This window comes from Acinetobacter sp. CY81 (genome assembly GCF_059515925.1).
The window spans coordinates 150345-173210 of record NZ_JCAKNC010000001.1 but is presented as its reverse complement, the minus strand read 5'-3'; the positions used below and the strand labels follow the sequence as shown (position 1 = coordinate 173210).

Annotated in this window: 23 protein-coding genes and 3 tRNA genes; 12 read left to right on the top strand and 14 right to left on the bottom strand. The window is 37.0% G+C overall.

The features are described 5' to 3' along the window. Positions 1-374 precede the first annotated feature (374 nt). The 4 genes from AC5YDM_RS00845 (at position 375) to AC5YDM_RS00830 (ending at position 3768) form a co-directional block, all read left to right on the top strand. On the top strand, positions 375-1244 hold the full coding sequence (locus AC5YDM_RS00845; RefSeq protein WP_496150232.1) for a MetQ/NlpA family ABC transporter substrate-binding protein: 870 nt from the start codon (positions 375-377) through the stop codon (positions 1242-1244). Between the two features lie 73 nt (positions 1245-1317). Then, positions 1318-2343: a methionine ABC transporter ATP-binding protein gene (locus AC5YDM_RS00840; protein ID WP_496150231.1), complete on the top strand. Its 1026-nt coding sequence runs from the start codon at positions 1318-1320 to the stop codon at positions 2341-2343. Then, positions 2340-3035 (top strand): methionine ABC transporter permease, encoded by a 696-nt coding sequence (locus tag AC5YDM_RS00835; RefSeq protein WP_496150230.1) that lies wholly within the window; start codon positions 2340-2342, stop codon positions 3033-3035. The genes AC5YDM_RS00840 and AC5YDM_RS00835 overlap by 4 nt, the downstream gene beginning before the upstream one ends. 112 nt (positions 3036-3147) lie before the next feature. Further along, the gene (locus tag AC5YDM_RS00830; protein WP_496150229.1) at positions 3148-3768 is read left to right on the top strand and encodes a hypothetical protein; all 621 of its coding nucleotides are present in this window, start codon (positions 3148-3150) and stop codon (positions 3766-3768) included. Positions 3769-3857: 89 nt separating this feature from the next. On the opposite strand, the gene AC5YDM_RS00825 is transcribed toward AC5YDM_RS00830, so the two are convergent. Further along, positions 3858-4271 (bottom strand): DUF4951 domain-containing protein, encoded by a 414-nt coding sequence (locus AC5YDM_RS00825; protein WP_496150228.1) that lies wholly within the window; start codon positions 4269-4271, stop codon positions 3858-3860. Positions 4272-4458: 187 nt separating this feature from the next. Here AC5YDM_RS00825 and gloB point away from each other — a divergent pair, with 187 nt between their 5' ends. Together gloB and AC5YDM_RS00815 are read left to right on the top strand one after the other, a co-directional pair. Continuing rightward, entirely contained in the window at positions 4459-5190 is a 732-nt protein-coding gene (gene gloB, locus AC5YDM_RS00820) for a hydroxyacylglutathione hydrolase (RefSeq protein ID WP_496150227.1), read from the top strand. Positions 5191-5611: 421 nt separating this feature from the next. Continuing rightward, a complete protein-coding gene (locus AC5YDM_RS00815) occupies positions 5612-5815 on the top strand; it encodes a hypothetical protein (RefSeq protein WP_496125712.1) in 204 nt (67 codons plus the stop codon). Positions 5816-6166: 351 nt separating this feature from the next. On the opposite strand, the gene AC5YDM_RS00810 is transcribed toward AC5YDM_RS00815, so the two are convergent. From AC5YDM_RS00810 to AC5YDM_RS00790, 5 genes are all read right to left on the bottom strand, one after another. After that, positions 6167-6251, bottom strand: a tRNA-Leu gene (locus AC5YDM_RS00810). 46 nt (positions 6252-6297) lie between these two features. Further along, positions 6298-6371, bottom strand: a tRNA-Trp gene (locus AC5YDM_RS00805). Positions 6372-6410: 39 nt separating this feature from the next. Next, positions 6411-6495 (bottom strand) — tRNA-Leu (locus AC5YDM_RS00800). Positions 6496-6603: 108 nt separating this feature from the next. Next, positions 6604-7419, bottom strand: coding sequence for a protein kinase domain-containing protein (locus AC5YDM_RS00795; protein WP_496150226.1), 816 nt, complete (start codon positions 7417-7419; stop codon positions 6604-6606). Then, positions 7364-8905: a DUF3336 domain-containing protein gene (locus tag AC5YDM_RS00790; RefSeq protein ID WP_496150225.1), complete on the bottom strand. Its 1542-nt coding sequence runs from the start codon at positions 8903-8905 to the stop codon at positions 7364-7366. Before AC5YDM_RS00790 ends, AC5YDM_RS00795 begins: the two co-directional genes overlap by 56 nt. A gap of 201 nt (positions 8906-9106) precedes the next feature. Here AC5YDM_RS00790 and AC5YDM_RS00785 point away from each other — a divergent pair, with 201 nt between their 5' ends. From AC5YDM_RS00785 to AC5YDM_RS00770, 4 genes are all read left to right on the top strand, one after another. Next, positions 9107-9979, top strand: a complete 873-nt coding sequence (locus tag AC5YDM_RS00785; RefSeq protein WP_496150224.1) for an ATP-binding protein — start codon at positions 9107-9109, stop codon at positions 9977-9979. A 310-nt stretch (positions 9980-10289) separates the two neighbouring features. Beyond that, on the top strand, positions 10290-10835 hold the full coding sequence (locus AC5YDM_RS00780) for a DUF4385 domain-containing protein (protein WP_496150223.1): 546 nt from the start codon (positions 10290-10292) through the stop codon (positions 10833-10835). 136 nt (positions 10836-10971) lie between these two features. Beyond that, positions 10972-12048, top strand: a complete 1077-nt coding sequence (locus tag AC5YDM_RS00775; RefSeq protein WP_496150222.1) for a DUF6670 family protein — start codon at positions 10972-10974, stop codon at positions 12046-12048. Positions 12049-12279: 231 nt separating this feature from the next. Beyond that, positions 12280-12645 (top strand): hypothetical protein, encoded by a 366-nt coding sequence (locus AC5YDM_RS00770; RefSeq protein WP_496150221.1) that lies wholly within the window; start codon positions 12280-12282, stop codon positions 12643-12645. Between the two features lie 87 nt (positions 12646-12732). On the opposite strand, the gene tsaD is transcribed toward AC5YDM_RS00770, so the two are convergent. After that, positions 12733-13749 (bottom strand): tRNA (adenosine(37)-N6)-threonylcarbamoyltransferase complex transferase subunit TsaD, encoded by a 1017-nt coding sequence (gene tsaD, locus AC5YDM_RS00765; protein WP_496150220.1) that lies wholly within the window; start codon positions 13747-13749, stop codon positions 12733-12735. A gap of 144 nt (positions 13750-13893) precedes the next feature. On the opposite strand from tsaD, the gene rpsU reads away from it, so the two are divergent. Then, entirely contained in the window at positions 13894-14109 is a 216-nt protein-coding gene (gene rpsU / locus AC5YDM_RS00760) for a 30S ribosomal protein S21 (RefSeq protein ID WP_001136722.1), read from the top strand. A gap of 38 nt (positions 14110-14147) precedes the next feature. Beyond that, a complete protein-coding gene (locus tag AC5YDM_RS00755; RefSeq protein ID WP_496150219.1) occupies positions 14148-14594 on the top strand; it encodes a GatB/YqeY domain-containing protein in 447 nt (148 codons plus the stop codon). A 210-nt stretch (positions 14595-14804) separates the two neighbouring features. Here AC5YDM_RS00755 and AC5YDM_RS00750 read toward each other — a convergent pair whose 3' ends face one another. The 7 genes from AC5YDM_RS00750 to purF form a co-directional block, all read right to left on the bottom strand. After that, positions 14805-15173, bottom strand: a complete 369-nt coding sequence (locus tag AC5YDM_RS00750; RefSeq protein WP_496150218.1) for a hypothetical protein — start codon at positions 15171-15173, stop codon at positions 14805-14807. A 91-nt stretch (positions 15174-15264) separates the two neighbouring features. Then, entirely contained in the window at positions 15265-15636 is a 372-nt protein-coding gene (locus AC5YDM_RS00745; RefSeq protein ID WP_496150216.1) for a GFA family protein, read from the bottom strand. Positions 15637-15727: 91 nt separating this feature from the next. After that, positions 15728-17167 carry a M48 family metalloprotease gene (locus AC5YDM_RS00740; protein WP_496150541.1) on the bottom strand — a complete coding sequence of 480 codons (1440 nt, stop codon included), beginning with the start codon at positions 17165-17167 and terminating at the stop codon, positions 15728-15730. Between the two features lie 176 nt (positions 17168-17343). Beyond that, complete coding sequence (locus tag AC5YDM_RS00735) at positions 17344-18312, bottom strand: 2-hydroxyacid dehydrogenase (protein ID WP_496150215.1); 969 nt, start codon at positions 18310-18312, stop codon at positions 17344-17346. A 145-nt stretch (positions 18313-18457) separates the two neighbouring features. Next, entirely contained in the window at positions 18458-19147 is a 690-nt protein-coding gene (locus AC5YDM_RS00730) for a hypothetical protein (protein WP_496150214.1), read from the bottom strand. Between the two features lie 199 nt (positions 19148-19346). Next, on the bottom strand, positions 19347-21236 hold the full coding sequence (locus AC5YDM_RS00725) for a M48 family metalloprotease (protein WP_496150213.1): 1890 nt from the start codon (positions 21234-21236) through the stop codon (positions 19347-19349). Positions 21237-21324: 88 nt separating this feature from the next. Beyond that, positions 21325-22863, bottom strand: a complete 1539-nt coding sequence (purF, locus tag AC5YDM_RS00720; protein WP_496150212.1) for an amidophosphoribosyltransferase — start codon at positions 22861-22863, stop codon at positions 21325-21327. Positions 22864-22866: the final 3 nt, after the last annotated feature.

The following is a 22866-nucleotide window of genomic DNA, read 5'->3' as shown; positions in this document are numbered from 1 at the left end:
TAGTTATTTTTAAGCAAGGAAGTTACATATTCAAAATATAAGACTGTAATTTATAAGTTTTATATATTTTCAAACTATTTTCTTATGCACTTTTAGCGATAACCAATTCTGTTCTATCCACTATAAAGAATAAATATTAATTGTTATCATCCATTTAAATTTCGTTATCAATTTAAGTTTTAAATTTTACTGATTTCAATTCATTAAGTACTCATCGCCAGATTGAATGACTTATTCGACTGAAAGAGTATTGCAACAATATGTCAGTCAATCTACAGTCTAATGGATAAGTCGATCATTCAAATTAAGACTTAAAAACATTCTAATATTATCGATAAATTAATGGTTTATTTTAATTTATCAGGGACACATTTATGAAAAAGATTCTCGGACTCGTACTAGGGTTAAGCGTAGGTATCGCAGGTTGTTCTAAACAAGAAACCCCTGCTCCAGAAGCGAAAGCAACAGATACAGCAGCAGTGCAAACCGTCACAATCGCGTCAACAGGTTCAGATGCTGATGTTTGGCGTCATATCGCTTCTTTACCTGAAACTAAAGAAGCAGGCTTAAAGCTAGATGTTAAAAACTTTACTGACTATGTTGCGATGAACACTGCTGTAGCCAATAAAGAAATCGATGTAAATGCATTCCAGTCTTATGCATATTTGGTGGCTTTCAACGAATCCAACAAAGATAAAATTGCACCATTATCGACTACATATTTAGAACCAATGGGTATCTACTCGAGCAAAGTTAAAAAACTAGAAGAGTTTAAACAAGGCGCAACGATTGCCATTCCCAATGACGGTGCAAACGAATCTCGCGCATTATTGTTATTACAATCAGCAGGCTTAGTAAAACTTAAAGCTGACTTTGACAATGTAAAAGGCACAACTGCTGACGTAAGTGAAAATGCGAAGCAAATTGTGATTAAACCGATTCAAATGGCAACGGCTGTTCGTGTAAAAGACGAAGTAGACGCGATTGTTTTAGGTAATACTTTGGCAATGGAAGGTGGTCTAAACGTATTGAAAGATGCGATCTACTACGAGCCAATCGACCAAAGCACAAAAATGAACGTTAACATTCTAGCGACTTCTGCTGATCGTCAAAATGATCCAGTTTTACAAAAAGTAGGTGCGTTGTACCACACAGAAGCGGTTAAGCAGTTCGTTCAAGAAAAATTCGCTGGTACTAAAGTTGATGTAAATAAACCGATTAGCTACCTCACTGAATCAAAATAGTAATATACTTCTACTAAATAAACAGGCAAATTAACTTTGCCTGTTTTTCATTTTATATATAGTTCTTGACGATATGATTGAATTTAAAAATATTTCAAAACACTATCAACTCAAAGGTCAAACCATACGCGCCTTGGATCAGATCAACTTATCCATTCCAGACGGCAGTATTTTTGGCATTATTGGGTATAGTGGTGCAGGTAAAAGTACGCTTATTCGCTTGATTAATTTATTGGAAAGACCCAATGAAGGTCAGGTCATTATTAATCAAAAAGACTTTACTGCATTGGATGCTCGTTCGCTCCGTCAAGAACGTGCCAATATTGGCATGATTTTTCAGCATTTTAATTTATTGCAAACCAAAACGGTTGCTGCAAATATTGAAATGCCGCTTAAACTTTTGGGGTTTAGCAAAGCAGAGCGTGAAAAACGCTTAAATGAGCTTCTAGAGTTCATTGACCTAAAACATAAAAAAGATGCATTTCCTGATGAACTTTCAGGTGGTCAGAAACAACGTGTAGGTATTGCACGTGCTCTTGCCAATCATCCTAAAATTTTACTCTGTGATGAAGCAACCAGTGCGCTTGATCCTCAGACCACCAAATCTGTACTTGAATTACTTAAAAAAATTAATAAAGAGCAAGGCATTACCATTGTCATGGTAACGCATGAAATGGATGTGATTGAAACTGTTTGTGACTATGTCGCTGTCATGGAACAAGGTAAAGTGATTGAGTCTGGTTCTACACTTGAAATCTTTAGCCAGCCTCAGCACCCAACCACTAAAACATTCATCCAGACGGTTTTACAACAACAGCTTCCTGTCAAAATTTTGAATAATTTAGAAAATCAAAATCACCACAGTATTTACAGCCTACAGTTTCTAGGCACTTCAGCTCAAGAAACTGTTGTACAAGCTGCAATTAAGCAGTTCGATATCAGCCTGAATATTTTATTTGCCAATATGACTGAAATTCATGGTGCAGTGATCGGTCAAATGTTTGTTCAATTACTTGGTGATGCTGAAATCATTCAACAAACCATTGCGTTTTTTGAACAGCATGGTGTCAAAGTTGAGCAATCAGGAGTATCCGAATGAGAGATTTGATTGTCCAGTGGTTAACTGAAATCACTGCTCCATTTTGGAAAAGTTCACTTTCAATCGATCAGTTTGTTACCGCTCTGCAAGAAACCTTCCACATGGTGTTCTTTGCGATGATTTTCGGTACGATCTGGGGTTTCATTCAAGGGATCACCTTAGTTGTGACACGTAACGGAGGGATCTTACCCAATCGTGCGATTTACCACGGTTTAAACCCGATCGTGAATGCACTGCGATCACTCCCCTTCATTATTCTACTGATTGCGGTATTACCACTAACCAAACTTCTGGTGGGTACATCTATTGGCACATGGGCTGCGATTGTTCCATTGACGATTTATGTCGGTCCTTATATTGGTCGTTTGGTCGAAACATCGCTGCTTGAGGTGAATGAAGGCATTGTAGAGTCTGCCCATGCAATGGGAGCATCTCCTCTTCAAATCGTGTTTAAGTTTATCTTACCTGAAGCACGTAGCTCACTGATTCTCAACCTCACCACAGCGACCATTAGCTTAATTGGAGCAACTGCAATGGCAGGTGCTGTCGGTGCAGGTGGTATTGGTGATTTGGCTATTTCTTATGGTTATCAGCGTTTTGACACCAGTGTGGTGCTTCTCACCGTGGTTGTATTACTGATCTTGGTACAGTTAGTCCAAATGATTGGTGAACGACTCGCAAAAATGCGATGAAATAAAGCCCTCGATCGAGGGCTTTATTTTTTAATATCCAAAGTGTTTTTTATATATTGCAATTTTAAAATGAAGTGTTAGTGTTTCTGAAACCTTTAAATAATATAAAACAATGAAAATTATCACTTCCTCATGTCTCGTATTCACTTTAATTTTACCTTGTTACGCCTTTGCCAAAGCCACTATGGATTATGTAAGCTCGATTCAAGTAAATGGCATCGAAATCAACAAACCTGTGGCAGCAAATCAAGTCGATAAAATTTTCGGTAAAACTACACACAAAATCTCAAAAGAATATTCTGAATGTACAGCTAACCATGACTATTCAACCGAATATAAAAATAGTAAACAGCTCAGATTTGAAATATTTGCCGAGGATAATCCTCAAATCAAATCTGCAACATACTACGAAACTAAAAATAATTTTCAGCAACTCGGTACAACTCAAGGTCGTGTTTGGCTCACATGGAAGAATGCCGGCCATTTAACAGAAAATATCAAAGTAAATCAAAAACAAATCGATTTCAAATACACTTTAGCTCAATTCAAAAAGGACTTTCCAGTCAGTGCTAAAAATAACAATACTGTAGTGCTTATACTTAACGCATCCGAAATAAAGAATTATTTAAAAAATCCAACGGATTTTGATGAAGGTTATACATCAGCTTTATATTTAAAATTTAATAATGGAAAATTAGAGAGTCTTGAAATCAACCAAGGCATTGCCTGCTAATTTATAACGAACAATGATTTCAAAAATAAAAAGGAGACTTACGCTCCTTTTTATTTAGTATTCTAAAAACTATTCATCTTTTATAAGAATCAATTCACCCAAAGTTCAGCAATCTTTTTCATCAAATCTGCTCTAAATGGCGCTGTCGGATTACATGGATTACGCTGCACTTCATTTTCATAAAAAGCTTGCCACTCTTTTACCATTGGTAGTGTCACACCTTTATCTTTAAAGCCTTGAATATCTTTTTGAGCCACATTTTCCAAACGAGCTTTCGCACCTTCAGGTCCTGTCGCCCAACCAATCACCCCTTGGCCAAAACTTGGCAAGCTCATGTTATTTGGCGTTGGTGGTACAGCATTACGTGCTATCGTTTCATTTACCTTACATGATGGATCGCGCTTAAACTCACCACTCTCTTTATTAGATGCTGGCGTATGACTTGCACATGCAACCATAAAAGTCGAAGTGAGTAGCACAGTCGCGATATTTAGTTTTTTCATTTTCTTGATCCATTCACATGTATTTACATATTGAAGATACCTTGCTCTTAAAAAGCATTAAAGTCTAATTCGACACTTTTATCTTTAAATGAATAAATTATGACTACAATTTACAATTACATCTGCTTAAATTAGGATAAAACCTGTAATAGCAGTTCGACCAAGCAAGTCACCTAAGGATATGTTCATGGCTTACCAAATACACGTTATTGATGTTAAAAATGCACTTCAAAATTATATTTGGTTATTGGAAGACACCGATACAAAGGAAGCGATCGTCGTTGATCCTACTGAAGCAGATTTAGTTCAATCCTTTTGCTTAGAGAACCAGATTACACTGCAACAGATTTGGCTCACCCATTGGCACAAAGATCATATTGGCGGCGTACCCGAACTGATTGCAGAACAACAAATACCTGTCTATGGCCCTCGTGAAGAACTGTCTAAAATTCCATTCATCAGCCATCCACTTGAAAATAATACACAGTTTCAATTTAACGGATTGGATGTTGATGTCTTTTCCATTCCTGGGCATACACTTGGACATATCGCTTTTTTCATTGATGAAATTGATACCCTCTTCTGTGGTGACACATTGTTTGCAATGGGATGTGGACGATTGTTTGAAGGCACAGCGGAACAAATGTATCAATCTTTGAATCGTTTAGCTGCACTACCACCCCGAACCCAAGTCTACTGTACACACGAATACACGCTGTCTAATGGCTTGTTTGCACTCACGGTCGAACCAGAAAACAAAGCCCTTCAACAACGAGTTAAAGAAGTACAAGCTTTAAGAGAAGAAGGTAAAATTACACTTCCATCAACCATTGAACTTGAGCTGAAAACCAATCCATTTTTACGCGTTGAAAGTGCTGAAGAATTTAAACATGTTCGAGAATTGAAGGATCATTTCTAAATCCTAATGATGCTTTCGAAGATTTAAATTGGACATTAATTTGAATAAAAATAGTAAACTAATGACCTAAATATCCAAAAATTTAAGCTATGCTTGCTTAAAATCATGATTGATTGTTCACAATAGAATAGGTTCAATCAATCATGATGCTCCACTCAATCCATTTATTTTTTAAAATTTTTTATTAGACAACCTAAGTTCAGAATAAAATCACCACTTTTCAATATTTTAAAATAAATCATAAAATACATAATCTTAACCTAAGTTAACAAAGTATTTTGAAACAACTCAATGCTTCCAATCACAAGAATTGGATATAAAATAAACAAACAAAAATATTTTTCATATTTCTTTTGATCCAGCCCTTTAAAAAGATTTTTTTCACCCTAATTTAATAAAGATCACTAAAAGGAGTTATCTAATGAAAAAGGTTGTTAAAGCAAAAAATTTGATCGCATTTCGTATTTGGTTAGAAAAATTAGGCTATTCAGTTAAAACATTAACCGATAATCGAGGCTTTACTTTTAGCTTTAAAAAAGAATATGGTCTAGTGACCTGCGACCTATCTGGTAATAATTTAGCGATGCAACTTGGTGAAGAATTTGAGGATCATTTAAAAGCTTAGTTATTTAGTTATATAGCTTAGAGAATTCGCTTCATAGTCGAAGATATATCAATCATCATTCGACCTATGATTTGAAATTTTCACTCAAATTAAAAAAGATTTAGTAAGATCATTTACGCCCAAGGATTTGGGCTTTTTTATTCCCGAAATTAAACTATCTAATAAAATGAGCAAAACTTATTTTATGCTTTAATTCAACCCACTTGTTTTTAGCAATCAAGTTAAATAAAAGTTTATTAACTGTTTGATTCAATTTCTGCATAACTAAATAATGAAATATAAATATTTCAAGAATCAATTTATCAAATTTTAGGCAATAAAAAAGCAAGGTATCAAACCTTGCTTTAATAATGGTGGGGACGGAGAGACTCGAACTCTCACACCTTGCGGCGCTGGAACCTAAATCCAGTGCGTCTACCAATTTCGCCACGTCCCCATTGAATACTCAACTACAACATATATGTAATGAGTTTCATAAAACTTGGCAGAGGATCAAGGACTCGAACCTTGACGAACGGTTTTGGAGACCGTCATGCTACCATTACACCAATCCTCTATTTCACTTACTTCGGTCGTTCCACCTCAGTAAATTACTTGGTGGGGACGGAGAGACTCGAACTCTCACACCTTGCGGCGCTGGAACCTAAATCCAGTGCGTCTACCAATTTCGCCACGTCCCCGATGGCTGTGTATATTATAGAGATCACCCCCACCTGACAAGCCCTTTTTATTAAAAAGTTAATCGTTTGATTAAATAAAAAACGATTTAACTATTCCTTGCTTTTTCTTTAAACAATATCGCTTAATAACTGTTTTATTTGATAAAAATTTGTACAGCGAATGGCTTTATTCTTATTTAAAAGCAGTTCAAACAGCGTTTCAAATTGTTTAAATGGATCATCTAATTCTATTTTTAGGCTTTGGCAGTGTAATTTTGCCCATTCCATGTAAGTTTTTGCTTGTAATTTACTTTGCGTTAACCATTCCAACCAAATAATACCAATTGCATAAAGATCAGTTGCATATGACTTGGGCTCTGCATGGAATAATTCAGGTGCCATATAACGTGGCGTAGCCGTATTTTCTTGTGTCACTAAATGATTTAGATCTACACATTGTTCAAGATCAATCAACACTGCCCTATTTTCAAATGCTCTAAAATGTTCAACTTTTAAATCACCATGGATATAACCAAGATCATGTAATTTCTCTAGTACTTCAAGACTCCGTAAAAATACCGATCTAATCGCGTCTACAGATAACTGCGCTGATGAGACATCAAACAGTGGAGCAAGCTCATGAACAATCAACAGTGATGGAATTGCATTCTCTATTGCGCGATGTTCTAAGTTATTTACATCTAACACTCGATGTGGCGATAAAATCTCACCATTCAGCTGATGAATATTTTGATATTGATTAATTTCATTCAGAAAACTCTGCTCATGTAGCGCACTGACATTTCTGTATTGTAATTTTAACCAAAGCTTTTGATCGTCGATTTCAATTCGATACATCCGACGACCAAACTCTTGACTGCGCTCTGAATTAAGAGCTTGCTTGAGCTGAGGGAAGATTTGATCTTGAAGTTTGAGACTTAACACGTTCACTTTTCGTTTGTAAGGGTTTCAACAGCTCTAAGCAATGCTCAATGGTTTTACCAATGCGAGCGTGTGCTTCGATACTGGATATTTTAGACCATGTTGCACGCTCACCTTCCTGTTGTAAAACTTTAAATAAATGAGGACGCGGATTTTGTAGCATGTATTGGTAATGTTTATAGCTGTAATTGCCAATAATATTTAAATCACCATAATAACGCTGATCAACAATGCCATAACCATGATCCAGCATACGGCGCACAGTCGGTACGCGTCCCATACGATCACGGGTAAAGTTCATCACGTCCATTGCAATGGCTTTACCATGAGTGCGTACAATCCGTTGAGGCCAACTGAGTAAGTCTGTACGAAAGCGCTCCTCATCGGATTGCATGAAAGGAACAATGTGCGGATTTACTTGACTGGCAATGGTGTAATTGACGTTGTAAAGACGCGCTAGCTTCTCCTGAGGGAAATCGCTGCGCACACTACCATCTACCCAACGGATACTCGCCAAATAAGGTGTATGCACGCCATCATAGCGTTTACTGGTCAACCGCACAGGTGGAAATAAAATTGGTACGGCACATGATGCGAGTACTGCACTCCATACCAACAAATCAGGTGCGGTATATTTATTCATAATGCGCGCACCTTCTTGCGCTACATCATAAGGAGCAACACTGATATTGATATCTAAACCCGATTTTTCATAGGCCTCTTCAAAAGTCAGATCACCTAAATTTTCAACCAAGAACTTTTTTAAATAACGGACATCTGCAAAACCACCATCACCACGCAATAATTCTTTCATACTGCGAAAATGAAATGCTTCACTATAAAAACTTTCACCCGTGAGGATTTGATCAATTTCGGTAGAATTCGATACGCCTAGCATTGCAGTCATCATTGCACCTGCGCTCGAACCAGACAGGACCTTAGGCATCAAATCCTGCTCTCGAAGTGCTTTACACACCCCTGTATGAAATAAACCTAATGATGCCCCACCAGAGAACATCATCGCAGGCTGCCCATAAGCCAACTGACAGTTTTGAAAAAAGTCGCTCTTTTCTTGCACACTTAGCGAATCACACTTTTGTGACGCGATAAAAATAAGGCTTTCACAGACTTCATGAATGTAATCCTCAATAATTTTTTTGGTTCCTACATAAGTTTGGGTAAACAGCATCGGATGTCCAATATTTGCAACATCATGCGATAACCCTTCCCTCAAAATATAAATCAAATCCACCACACGATTTTGTAGCTTATAACGACGTAACATATTTAAACGGTGGGAAATAATTTCAGCATCAAAGTAAGGTGAACTATTGTCATATTTCCATTCTTGTGCGCCAGTTTCCTGATCTAGGCTTAATGCAATCTCTTTCCATTCCGCATAAGTTTCAGCTCGATTCAGCTCTCTTTTTAATTTTTTAATACGATATTGTTGATGTGGATTAAGATCAGCGTGGTGATTAAATGCCATTTTAATTATTCCTTTGATTTTAATCCTGAGGATTCAATATTTTTCTCATCAAAACTATGCTGAATTTATGTGCATTAATCAATCACCAAAATATTATTTTTATTGATGATTAAATACTTTTACTTTGCCTTAAGTCTGAATTATTGTTTGGTGATCTATGCTAGATTAAGATGGCTTTAAACAACACTTTAGCTGAAATATATGGCAACTTTTGAACTTCCAGATCATCTTATAGAGCGCCTTTCGACTGTTCTTGAACAATTACAAAATGTTCTACCAGAACCTAAACAAAGTACAGACTTCAGCGCCCCTGCTTTTAAATGGCAAAATAAACAACTGAAAGCCATTCATCAACCCAAACCAATTCTTTTAGAAGACTTAAAAGGCATCGAACGTCAGATGCAGAAAGTACTCCAAAATACTGAGCAATTTTTAAAAGGTCTTCCTGCAAATGATGTATTGCTGACAGGTTCACGCGGTACAGGTAAGTCTTCAATCGTACGCGCACTGTTATCACGCTATCAAAATGAAGGTTTAAGGCTGATTGAAATTGAACGTGATGATCTGGCTGATTTGCCTGAAATTCAAAAACTGATTCAAGACCGCCCTGAAAAATTTATCGTGTACTGTGATGATTTAGCATTTAATGCCGAAGATGAAAATTATCGTAGTTTAAAAAGTGTGTTAGATGGATCACTTCAGTCAGGTTCAAATAATTTTATTATTTATGCCACCAGTAACCGTCGCCATTTACTGCCTGAATTCATGCATGAAAATACTCCTGTTACACGGGTGGATGTCCCACAGTACACCGAATTACATCCTCAAGAAGCGATTGAAGAAAAGATTTCATTGTCGGATCGTTTTGGTTTGTGGCTCTCCTTTTACCCAATGGATCAAAATTTATATTTAGAGATCGTTGAACATTACTTAGCAAAACAAAATATTCAAATGACAGCTTTAGTCCGTGCCGAAGCACTTCGTTGGAGTCAAAGTCGTGGACAGCGTTCTGGTCGTTCTGCGTACCAATTTTCTAAGCACTGGATTGGTTCTGAACAACTAAAGACACTCTAATACATTGATATTTTAGGTTATTGATATTGATTAAAATCCTACCTCTCAATCATCTTTGTGAGGTAGCATTCATTTTCAAATTTAGATTTTTATAAATACAGTCCTCATTTCAAAGTGAAAATAAAAACAGTTTAAATTTTTAAATCAACAAAACACCCCATCACACCACCATTCTAAATAACTTAAATATCACTGTTTAAAGCATGATCAATTTACTTAATCCCAATCATGGCGTATATTTTTCATTCAAAATGTGTGATTTTTACCACTCAACATTTAAGCGATTCATCTTTCTATAGAGAGCTTAACTATGGCTAAACCTACTCACAAGATTCCCACGCGCCCGAGTCGAGTCCACTCTAATTCGTTTAATTATGCGTTAGATTTCGACCAAATTAATTTTAGAAAGCGTCCTGAGCTTTACCGTATAGGACGTGGTGAGCAAGGTGTCTTATTGGTACAGCCCTATAAATCTGAAATTTTACCTTTTTGGAAATTTGCTGATCCAGAAAAAGCCACAGAAAGCAGTCAAAAAATTTATCAACTGTTTTTAGAATATCTCTCAAATGATGACTTTGTCGGTGCTGACATGGCGCGAAAATTTCTTCAAATGGGTTATACCCGAGCAAGACGTTATGCCAATCATAAAGGTGGTAAGAAATATAATGGACCAGTTCCCGATGATAAAAAAGGTTTAAGTGGTGCACATGGACGTGAAGAACTCCCACGCAGTGCTGAGGATCCTGTTAAAGCAGAGTCAGCAAGAATATTTAAAGTGCAATGGGATATTGCTAAAAATCACCCGAAGTACATTGAGTTAAAAGAAAGTTTTAAAACGTCAGTGGAGAATATCTGAATCTCTCATTTCTAGAAGTTGAAGCTTAAATCTATCTGACCAAACTTAAAAATGATCAATGAATACGCTCATTCAACATTTTATACATTGGTTATTTTGCCAATCATCTCAATCTATTTTATTTTAAAAACTACATATGAATAAACTTTCCGTTATTTCCAAATTTTTAGGACATTCCCTATTAAATTTAAAGCCTTTACTTGATTCATCAGTTCAAAATTCTGTACTCACCTTTTTAGATGACGACATCATTCGTCCTCGATTAAATGAGCAATATTATAGCTGGACACATTATGGAATCTTTATTCCAAACCTGCCTGAGCCTCATCGCTATTTAAATATTACGATCTTACTCGGAACTCCGAGTGCCTTAGCTTTTGATCATGATCAACTCATTAGAGATAAAAAATCACCTCGTCACACTGCTACATTTTTTTCAAGCACGGCTGCAACCACAGATTCTTTTCTCAAAGCTTATGATTTTGATGGTGAATGCGAATTTACAGAAAATGGCGACTTGATTCGCTTAGGTAATGATCTAAAAATTTATGGAGAATTACCCTATATTAAGCTTAAAGGTCAGTATCTTGGTTTGTATTTTGACTTTGATTTAGATGTAACTCGGCATGTATCTTGGTTTTTAAAGAATCCCATTTACGATCATTTTAGTTTGCTTTCAACAATAAGTGGCACGCTTACAGATACCACCAAGACTTATGACATTCAATATCTGTGTACTTATGAATATGCAAGATCAACAGGTATGCATTCTGTTTATTCAAAACTACTCCCTGAACATTATAAAATTCCACTCGATTTTTTTACTTATCAAATTATTAACGTCAATAAAAATACGCAAATCCTACTCACAAAAGCCGATATTTTAGGAAAAGCTGCAACTTATACTGCGCATATTCGCCATCTGAATAAACAAGCAGAAGTCTATACGGATGTAGAGTTTAAAATTTTAAAGTATAACGACAAACCTCAAATCTCACCCTATGGCGAAGCCATGAAAATTCCAAAAACGTTTCAATGGATTGTTAAAGATAATGGCGTAGAAATCATCAATATCCTTGCTGACTGTGATACTACCTTCCAATATGGTCACGGACGTGGATATGCGACTTCATATCGGTATAATGGTGCACTTAAATCTGAGAATATTAAAGGCATTGCTTATATGGAATATATCAATTTACAATCGAATTAACAAAAAAGAGCCTTGATCAGCTCTTTTCACTTTCATTTCTTACCGACATCAATAAGACTATAATTTAACTTATTATTTAACGTATTCTTATCTCACAATTGACCTATTTAAATGAGTTCATTTACAAGCTGATCTTTAAGCATCTCTCGTAAATATCTCGAAATTAATCGTACTCAACATTCGATTTTTTTAGTATCTTGTCCACTTCTAAAAAGTAGCATGTGTTGATCAATGAATTTTCTTTATTTTGCTTATGGCGTAGGTTTAGTGGTTGCAATGAATATTTTTTTATTCATTTTGACATTACTTGGTCATCAATTTATAGATAAGCAAATACTTGAAAACATTATTCATGTGCTTTTTTTCATTGGGCTGATTCTCATTGGCTATATGATTACTCGTAAAGCACCAGAGACTAAAATAATCAATGCACTGCTTTTAGCTTTAATGTTGGTCACTGTGATGGGTGGCTTTATCTTTATTTCAGGTTTTATTCCTAACGGATTTAATCTATTTCTTCTAGGTAGCTTTTTAGCGCTTATCGCTGGCTGTGGTTCATTTGTTATTATTCATAAGAAAACCTTAAATACCAAATAACGATTTGCGTCCTTTAATTAGTCCATCCTACGATTAATATATTGAAAATAAAAAAGAGGCTTTAAGCCTCTTTTTCAGTATTGCAAATTAGATATCTGCCGGTTTGCTTAATTCTATCATCGGCCAACGTGGTGTCGTTGTTACCACCAAATCGTCATGCTGCCCAGCTTTCAAACGCTGATAACCTGAAAAAGCAATCATTGCGCCATTATCTGTACATAAAGCAGGTTCTGCATAATACACCTGAGCTTTGATTTTCGCTAAATCAGCTTCTAAACGCTCACGCAAACGTTTATTTGCACTGACACCACCAGCAATGACCAAACGTTTAAGATTGGTTTGTTTTAATGCTTTAACTGACTTTTTAACCAAGGTATCAACCAACGCTTCTTGAAAAGATGCAGCAATATCAGCTTCTCGACCCTGACCTTCGACTTTCTTTAATTGATTAGAAACCGATGTTTTCAGTCCACTAAAAGAAAAGTCTAAACCTTGATGTAACATTGGACGTGGGAAATCAAAAGCTTTTACGTCACCCTGTTCCGCAAGTTTTGAAATGTTAGGACCACCTGGATAAGGTAAGCTCATCATTTTAGCCACCTTATCGAATGCTTCCCCCGCCGCATCATCAATCGACTCACCCAACATTTCATATTGACCAATGCCATAAGCCGCCATCAATTGAGTATGACCACCTGAAACCAATAGTGCCACGAACGGAAATTCCGGTGGAGTTTCAGACAATAATGGAGCAAGCATATGACCTTCCATATGATGCACCCCAATCGCAGGCTTATTTAAGGCAAAAGCCAAAGTACGCCCAAACAAAGCACCTGTCATCAGTGCACCCATGAGCCCAGGTCCACGTGTATAAGCAACAGCATCAATCTCTGGCTTATCTACACCACTTTCTTCAAGCAATTGATTCATCAAAGGAATAAGCTTTCGAACATGGTCACGAGAAGCCAGTTCTGGCACCACACCACCATATTCTGCATGCAATTTAATTTGACTATAAAGTACCTGTCCTCTTAAGCCGACTTCACTGTCATAGAGTGCGAGACCAGTTTCGTCACACGAAGTTTCTAAGCCCAGAACGATCATTAAATTGCCTTTTATACATTTCAAAATATTGCTAAAGCTATTATAGACTTGTGGTATGAGATGTAAATGAGTAAAATACTGACCTTCACTTGTGACTTAGCGCAATTCGGCGTTAAGTCTTATCCATAAACTAGAGGATTCTTCATGCCACAAGTTAAATTGAAAGAAGGCGAACCAGTAGACGTAGCTATCCGTCGTTTCAAACGTTCATGCGAAAAAGCTGGTGTTTTAGCAGATGTTCGTAAACGCGAATTCTACGAAAAACCAACTCAAGAACGTAAGCGCAAAAAAGCTGCTGCAGTTAAACGCTACCAAAAGAAATTGGCTCGCGAATCTGTACGCACCACTCGCCTTTACTAAGATTAATTTGTGATTGATTGACTGTCTGGAATATATAAATGACTACTTTAAAAAGCCAAATAACTGAAGTTTTGAAGGTAACAATGCGTGCCAAAGAAATGGACAAGTTAACGGTAATCCGTAGTCTTCAGGCAGCAATTAAGCAAATCGAAGTCGATGAACGCGTTGAACTAGATGATAGTCGAGTTCTCGCGGTCATTGAAAAGCAAATCAAGCAACGCAAAGAATCGATTAAAGCCTTTGAAGGTGCTAATCGACAAGACTTAGCTAGTAAGGAACAAGCCGAAGTTGAGATTTTATCTCAGTTTCTACCAGCAGCTATGACTGAGGAAGAACTTGATTCCGTGATTGAGCAAACTATTCTTGCTCAACAAGCTACTAGCATTAAAGATATGGGTAAGGTGATGAATTCTCTACGTCCGATCATAGCCGGACGTGCCGATCCTGCACAAGTTTCAGCTAAAATTAAAGCTAAACTGGCATAACCCTCTTTTCGTATATTGTTTGATTTGGTCTATTTAATCTGATTGCTTCCAGATGACATCATTATTTGATTAAATAGCCAAATACCTCATTTATTCTCTTCTATCCCAAAATATCAATTATAAAAATCAATCTATTCAGTTTTTAGAATATTTACGATCTTCTCCCCTCATAATCTTACTAAAATGCTTAAACCTTTTAAGTCATTCGTTTTAATTCTGATTCAAATCACACTGAATATTATAGTCTTTCAATATTTGCATTTCTTTTGATTGCTTTACTTTATTAATCACATCTTGCTTCGTAATATTTGCATAAGAAAAGGGTAAAGAATCTCTATTTTTATTCGTCAATTGATAAAAATCATCAACATAAGTTGCCACAATTGAGCAGTATTTATTTTTCTGTTGAGAATCAAATTGAACTGTCGTTGGTGGTAACGACTTTAAAAAATCACGCATATCCTGACTATATTGTTGAGTGATTTTATCTAAATCACGTGCATATTTTTCAGGTATTTGCTGTGCAAATGATGAAGTGCAAAATGTTATGAGTAACGCTGCCAATATCTTATTTTTCATCAATTTAATTTCTTCAGTCCATGATTAAGCGTCTTAATATTATATGTTGAATTGATACTTACAACCATTGTTTTAGCGCATAAATAAAACACTAACCGCTCTCAAGGTTTACAAAATCAGGTTTGTTTTTGATATAGAAATATTCTTTGGGAGTAGGTATTTCTCCATGTGTAACTGTACCCAGTCTCAAGCGAATAACATCAGGCAAATCCAAGCGATAAGAATAGACTGGACTAGCACATATACCACAGAATACTCGTGCCTTATTCGGCGTATGAAAATACTCTTTTAAGATCTGATAGCCAGTACAAATTTCAAATTTAGAGCGTTCCAATGCACTATTCCACGCCATTATTGTGCCTTGAGCCAATTGACAATCACGACAAAAACACAGAATACTTTGCTCGATTTCACCATGATAGAGATAAGTTATTGCTCCACATAAGCACTGACCTTTTATCATCATCAAAAACCTTCATTCATTTTCTAATTATCGATTCGGCAAACAATCACTGCAAAATGCATATCAAACCACTACCTTAGTACAAAACATCTTATATTTTTTGGGTATGCTCTTTTTGCATTACACTGAGTCGGCTATTAATCTTAACAGACATTGATTTATTACTTTTTGCAAGACGCTGAGCATGAATCAAAGATCGAATTGCAACCTCTTCAGCGCCTTTCCAATATTCAACCTCAGCTCGGTATCGAAGCACATTGATTGTTCGCATTGGATTGTCACGATCTAAATTTGCAGACTGTTGCATGATTTGCCAAGCCACAATGTCTCGATTATTTTTCTGTATAAATTTACTCACCAATTTCTCAGCTTCCACTGGTTGCTTTTTCAAGTTATAAATTTGTGCCAATTTATAAGCCAAAGCTCTATTTTCAGGCATTACTCTCTGCCTATGTAAAATCAACTGCATAGCAGCCTCTACCTGATCCTGCTCTAAATATAAATCGGCTTGAATCAATGCTAATAAGGTATGCGTAGGCTGAATGGTCTTAGCCATATCCAACTGCTGTTGAGCTAACGTATATTCACCTTTCTTGAGATAATATTCCGCGAGCGCCAACAAGCCACCAAAGTTTTTAGTCTGCGCCAAAGCTTTGAGTTGCGACTCCGAAGCTTGATTGGTCAGAACAGCTGTATACCACTTAATCACCTCAAATGCTTGCTGAGTATTACTGAAAGGTGTCCTTGGAAACTGATTGGCTCTTAAACGTGCCTCACTCATACGCTGAGTGGTCAATGGATGCGTAAACCAAAAATCAGGCATAAAACTGACACGAGCAGTTGCACGATTCATGGTTTCAAAAAAATCAGCCATACTCTGCGGATTATATCCCGCACCATACATCAACTGCATACCTATACGGTCTGCTTCACGCTCTTGATTACGACTATAACTCAATTGTTTATCAACCAATGCTGCTTGAGTCCCCATCATCACCGCACTACCCACATCACTATCAGCTTGTGATGCAATTGCAGCGCCGACAATAATCCCTGCCAGTGCTAACAATCCCTGCCCCTTAAAGGCCTCTTGTGAGCGACTATAATGTCGTTGGGATACGTGTGCAATCTCATGCGCCATAACACCAGACACTTCATCTAAATTCTTGGATGAAGTGATTAGTCCTGCATTTAAAGCAAATAAACCACCAGGTACGGCAAAGGCATTAATCTGAGGATCATTAACAATCACAAGTCCAATGGGTCGTCCGAGCTTGGTTTGGCTTAATATACGTGAAAATATCGACATGAATTGGTCTTCCAACCACACATCATGCAAAACTGGCATTTGATTTTGAACTTGACGATAAACCTTTTCACCGATCACATGTTCACGTTGTTGATCAATCAAACCCACACCACTCCCAATCTCAGGGATGTCAAAAGTAGGTACCTTTTCAGTATTAAAAATATCATCAGCACTACACATAGCGCTAAAACATAGACTCAATGCAAATAAGGTTTTTTTCAACACATCAACTCAAACAGATGAATATAATCGGACTATAACACTGAAAATTGAACGAATTCGCAATGAAGTGTTATGAATATTTATTTATGGAATCAAAAATGAGTTCCAATTAAAAAATTAATAACTCAAGTTGTTACAGCAAAATTAGGCTCATTCAAATATCAAATCATAAAAATTTAGCTAAATCGTTCATTAACGAGACATTTCGGAGTTTCACCCTCTAATGCTTGAACTAAATTTAAATAAGCCAACTCAGCCATTTTAAAGCGTGTTTCAGCCGTTGCAGACCCAACATGAGGTAAGGTCACCACATTATCCAACTCAAACAACGCTGAAGACTGTAAAGGCTCTTTTTGATACACATCCAATCCCGCGGCAAAAATCTTGTTTTGCTTCAGTGCATCAATTAAAGCACTCTCATCGACCACTGATCCACGTGAAATATTAATAAAGACCGCAGAAGATTTCATTTTATGGAATTGTTCAGCCCCTATTAAGGCCTTCGAGTCCTGATTTAAATCAACTGCAACCACAATGAAATCCGACTGTTCCAACAATTCATCGAGTTGCAAATATTCTGCATTGACCAACTGAGCAAACTTAGGTTTTGCAGTTCTATTATGATAATTGATCTTCATGTTAAAACCATGAAATCCTCGCTTAGCAATCGCCAGCCCTATATTGCCCAGCCCAATAATACCCAGCTTCTTACCATAAACATCTACACCAAATTGTGCTTTACCAACAGTTCTTTTCCACATTCCTTGCTTGGTCCACACATCCAACTGCGGTACTTGACGTGCAGCACTCATCAACAACGTAAAAGCTAAATCTGCAGTCGTTTCCGTCAAAACATGCGGTGTATTTGCTAGCCAAATTTTTTGCTGATTTAGATAGTGAAGGTCGTAATTATCATACCCTACACTCACCGTAGAAATAATTTTAAGTCGTTTGGCGGTATGTAAATTTTCTTCATTGAGTAACCGACCCGCACCAATCATGCCATCCGCATCTGCAACTTCTTTTAAGATTTGCTGATTAACGTTACCTGCTTTTGGATCAATGCAGACCACTTCATAACGATCTTTTAATTTTTGTAGAATGATTGAATCAATTTGACTAAATACCACAACCTTTTGGCGCATAAACTTTCCGAATATTTTTAAATCCTTTGTATCTTTTATACACTTTATTTGTGATTTTTGTTGTGTGAGTTGCTGTATTTTTATTAAATAAATTTAAGTCTTCATTCAATTTCAATCACGTTATTCTATATTTTGAATGAATCAATTATTGTGATTTTTGCATGTAATTCCAAAGTGCTCTTTTCAGCTGTGGTTGATCTAGCATCTCTTGAAGACTTGGCAATGCAACTATTTGATCAAGCCTTGCATGTGAAATTTCTCCCAAGCTTAAAATCTGTTTATCCACTTTCAATGCATCAATAAAACCTTGAATATACACTTGGACACCACGACCATCCTGTAATGGCGTTAAGGCAAATGGCCATTTCAAAGCAGAGAACTGACCTGTTTTAGCCATTTGAATATTGTGCCACAGTGTCGCCTGTTCCTGAGTCAACTCCGTTGAATCGACCAATATTAGACAGTTTTCCAAACTTAATGCTTGAAGCTCAAAAGGCGCAACATAAACCGCCTCACGCACTTCTGTTGAAATTACCACACCTGATTTTAAATTCGGTTGCTGATCAGCTCTTTCAACATTTGACTTTTCTAAACGATGTTCACGAGCTTGGATAGGCTGTGTAACGACATGAGAATTTTGATTTTTTCCAATCTGAACCACATCAGACGTATCAAGATTATTGACTTGAAAATCTTGAAAATGATTATACTCAGGTGCGGCTTGATCACGATATAAACTAGATGTGTAGGTACGCGTTGGCGCATCAGTTTTAGGTATCCATAAATCAATACCAATTACTGACAATATACTGCGCTGATGCTCTACCATATTCACATTCATTTCATACGTACTAGCATTTAATGGGCTGGATATTCTACCGATTTTTACAATGGATTGCTGGGCTTTAATTCCTCAACCAATCTCCCATCTTCTAAGTCCCCCATTCCATTTGAGGGCATGTTGTTATTCTAAGCAATTTAAATCCAATTTGCTCAAAAAATATTAAATTGAACAACAAATTTTAAGACTTAGGTTAAACAATCATAATACTGTTTTTCTTGTGCATTTGACTGACAATCTCTTCACTGTCAAATCCTAAACGCCAATACAGCAACTCAAGTACATCGAGCTCATCCTGTGTAATTACACGGTCATGCCATAAACACAGCTCTGCCACGCCCAAAATACTTAAGCGATCTCGTAATAATAGCCCTGCGATATCATTCAATATTTCCCCCAAATCTATGGGTTCATCTGAAATTTCCTCATAGATTTCCAACTCTTCAACCGTCAATACTCGTTTTAAAATCTTATAACGTACTTCAAGTTGATTTGCTGTATTTAACTGTTGCACATGCAATAGTGCATCTACCAAACGTACAATTTGCGGCTTAGCATCCTCTAAAGAAGTCGGTCGATGAATCGGTAAAAGAGTCAGTTCTGCTTTTACTTTTTCAATCAATAATGCATCCAACAAACCAATTTCACCATCTTCCTGAATAATTTTTGCAAGTTTGGTAATAAATTGGCGCGCACTGGTGGCAGGCATATTGCCTAAATTTGAGCATGCCTCATGGAAAATCTGAATATGCACACGTCCATCTATATGCAATAACGAATCGACAATGGCACGACTCACCTGCGCATTGGAAGGAATAAACTCACGGTATTGACGAATCATCAAAATCGCGATCATAACCTCTCGTGACCCTGTAGAGGTTTGCATGGCACGTGTGATTAATTCAGGACGAGCCATTTGCTGACGCACCTCCAAACTTAAAGGTTTGATTGCATCTTTGATTGCAAAACTAATCGGAGACAATCGAAGCAATGGTAAAGGCTGAGGAGACATCCACGGATTATATTCCTCTGCAATAGACTCTTCTAAAGAGCGCATTAAGCTAAATAAAGGCTGAGTTCTCAATTTCTGTAAGTTTTCCAGCTGTAAATCTTGCAGCAGACTTGGATTTAACTCATAAATACGGTCTTGAATACTTGGATGAATATTCATCCAACTTTGTGGGCTTAATGAGTTTGCAAAACACATATGTGAAATTGCTTCTGAGTATTCACTATGAATCTGAGAACCCGCATGATGCACATAGATTCGCAGCAGCGTTTGAACATTCGCATCATTGAGTAACAATCGTTTGGTTTTACGATCGTTATAATAGGTTCGACCACCCAAGGTCACATATTTAATCAAACGATTAATCAGAACACCTAGACTTCCAATCAGCCAAATCACACCACCAATTGCAACTAAGCTGGTTTCAAACTTATGTCGGGTATTTGATGCATTTCGCTTAAATCCTTTTTTAGCTATCTGACTACCCCATTGACTAAAAGTTGTCACACCACTGTAAAGAATTTTTAAGCGTGTATTTTCAGTCGCCTCACCCGATAAAATTTTATTAAATTCATGTCCCAACAGGCCACAAAGCTCAAGCTCATCCAGATTTTGTAAAGCACCCCAAGTTAAAATAATCACGGTATCTTTAGGGTGAAAACCTGCGGTCAGTGCATTTACCCCTATTTCATCTTGTAATACATACAGTGTTGGAATATCAATCACAAATGTATTGGCCAGTTTCTCAGTCAATTTTAAAGCTACACCTTCCTCAGGCGTACTCTCCAATAAACTCAGCTGACGCGCTTTTAATTGCTTGGCAAGTGTATGCCCACCTGAACGAAAGACATAAAATTCATACAGAATCGACCCACCAATAATAGAGCCAATAAAAAGTAGAAAATAAGGACTAAAACTATTCCAAAAAATAGATTGCTGCGGATTAAAATAGTGAATAAGAAGCCCTAAAGCACTATTCAACAGAAAAATGGAAAATAAAATAACAAGCGCACTAATACTTGCAGGCCAAAGCATGTTTTTGTTTTTTATTAAATAATGACTTACATCTTTCAATGTAAAATTTCCTGATTACATTGTGTTCAAATCATAAATTAAAAAAGCGAGAATTACTCGCTTTTTTAATCAATTTTTTCTGAAGAACTTAGGCGTCTTTTAATCCACTTAAATCAACAGATGCTGCATCAACATTTACATCAATGTAGCCATCTTTTTTCTTCATTGCAGATTCACAACGCTTTTGCTCTAAATCATCCAAGTAAGCATCGTTAATACCACCCGCTACGTAGATACCATCGAATACTGAGCAATCGAATTCACGTAAATCAGGTACTTTTTTGGTACGGACTGCATCTTTTAAATCTTCCAAGTTTTGGAAAATTAAACGATCTGCACCAATCAACTCACGAATTTCTTCAACATCACGGTTAGATGCAATCAATTCATCCTTAACTGGCATATCAATACCATAGACGTTTGGATACTTCACCATCGGTGCCGCAGAAGCGAAAAATACTTTTTTCGCACCTGCATCACGCGCCATCTGGATAATTTCGTTACAGGTTGTACCACGTACAATTGAGTCATCGACCAAAAGTACATTTTTGCCTTTAAACTCTAATTCAACAGGGTTCAACTTTTGACGTACAGATTTTTTACGCAATTGCTGACCTGGCATAATGAAGGTACGACCGATATAGCGGTTCTTCATGAAGCCTTCACGGAATTTAACACCGAGTGTATTTGCCAACTCAAGCGCTGAAGTACGTGATGTATCCGGAATTGGAATCACAACATCAATGTCATGGAACTCACCCCATTCACATAAAATTTTGTGAGCAAGCTTCTCACCCATTTTAAGACGGGCTTTATAAACAGAAATACCATCAATCGTTGCATCTGGACGAGCAAAATAAACATACTCGAAAATACATGGGCGATATTCAGGGTTTAATGCACATTGCTTTGTGAAAAGCTGACCTTCTGAATCAATGAAGATTGCTTCACCAGGAATCACATCACGTTCAACTTTAAAACCTAGTGCTGTTAAAGCAACAGACTCTGAAGCAAGAATATATTCAAGACCTAATTCAGTCTCACGTGAGCCTAGAATTAACGGACGAATACCGTTTGGATCACGGAAGCCAACCAAACCATGTCCAGTGATCATTGCAACTACAGCATAACCACCTTTGCAACGTTCATGTACTTTAGCAACAACGTTGAATACATCGTCAGCATTGGGAGTGAGTTTACCCAGCTTTTGGAATTCGTGTGCAAAGACGTTTAACAATACTTCCGAATCAGAATCCGTGTTCATATGACGTAAGTCAGTTTTGAACAAATCATCATGAATTTCTTCAGCATTGGTTAAGTTACCGTTATGCGCCAAAGTAATCCCATAAGGAGAGTTTACGTAAAATGGTTGCGCTTCAGCACTACTTGAAGAACCTGCTGTCGGGTAACGGACATGACCGATACCGTAATTACCCAGTAATGCGCGCATATGGCGTGTATGGAAAACATCACGAACCATACCGTTGTCTTTTCTTAAGAATAGCCGACCTTCATCACATGTCACTATTCCTGCAGCATCTTGTCCACGATGTTGTAACATCGTTAATGCATCAAACAACATTTGGTTAACCGGTGATTTACCCGCTATACCAACTACTCCACACATAGC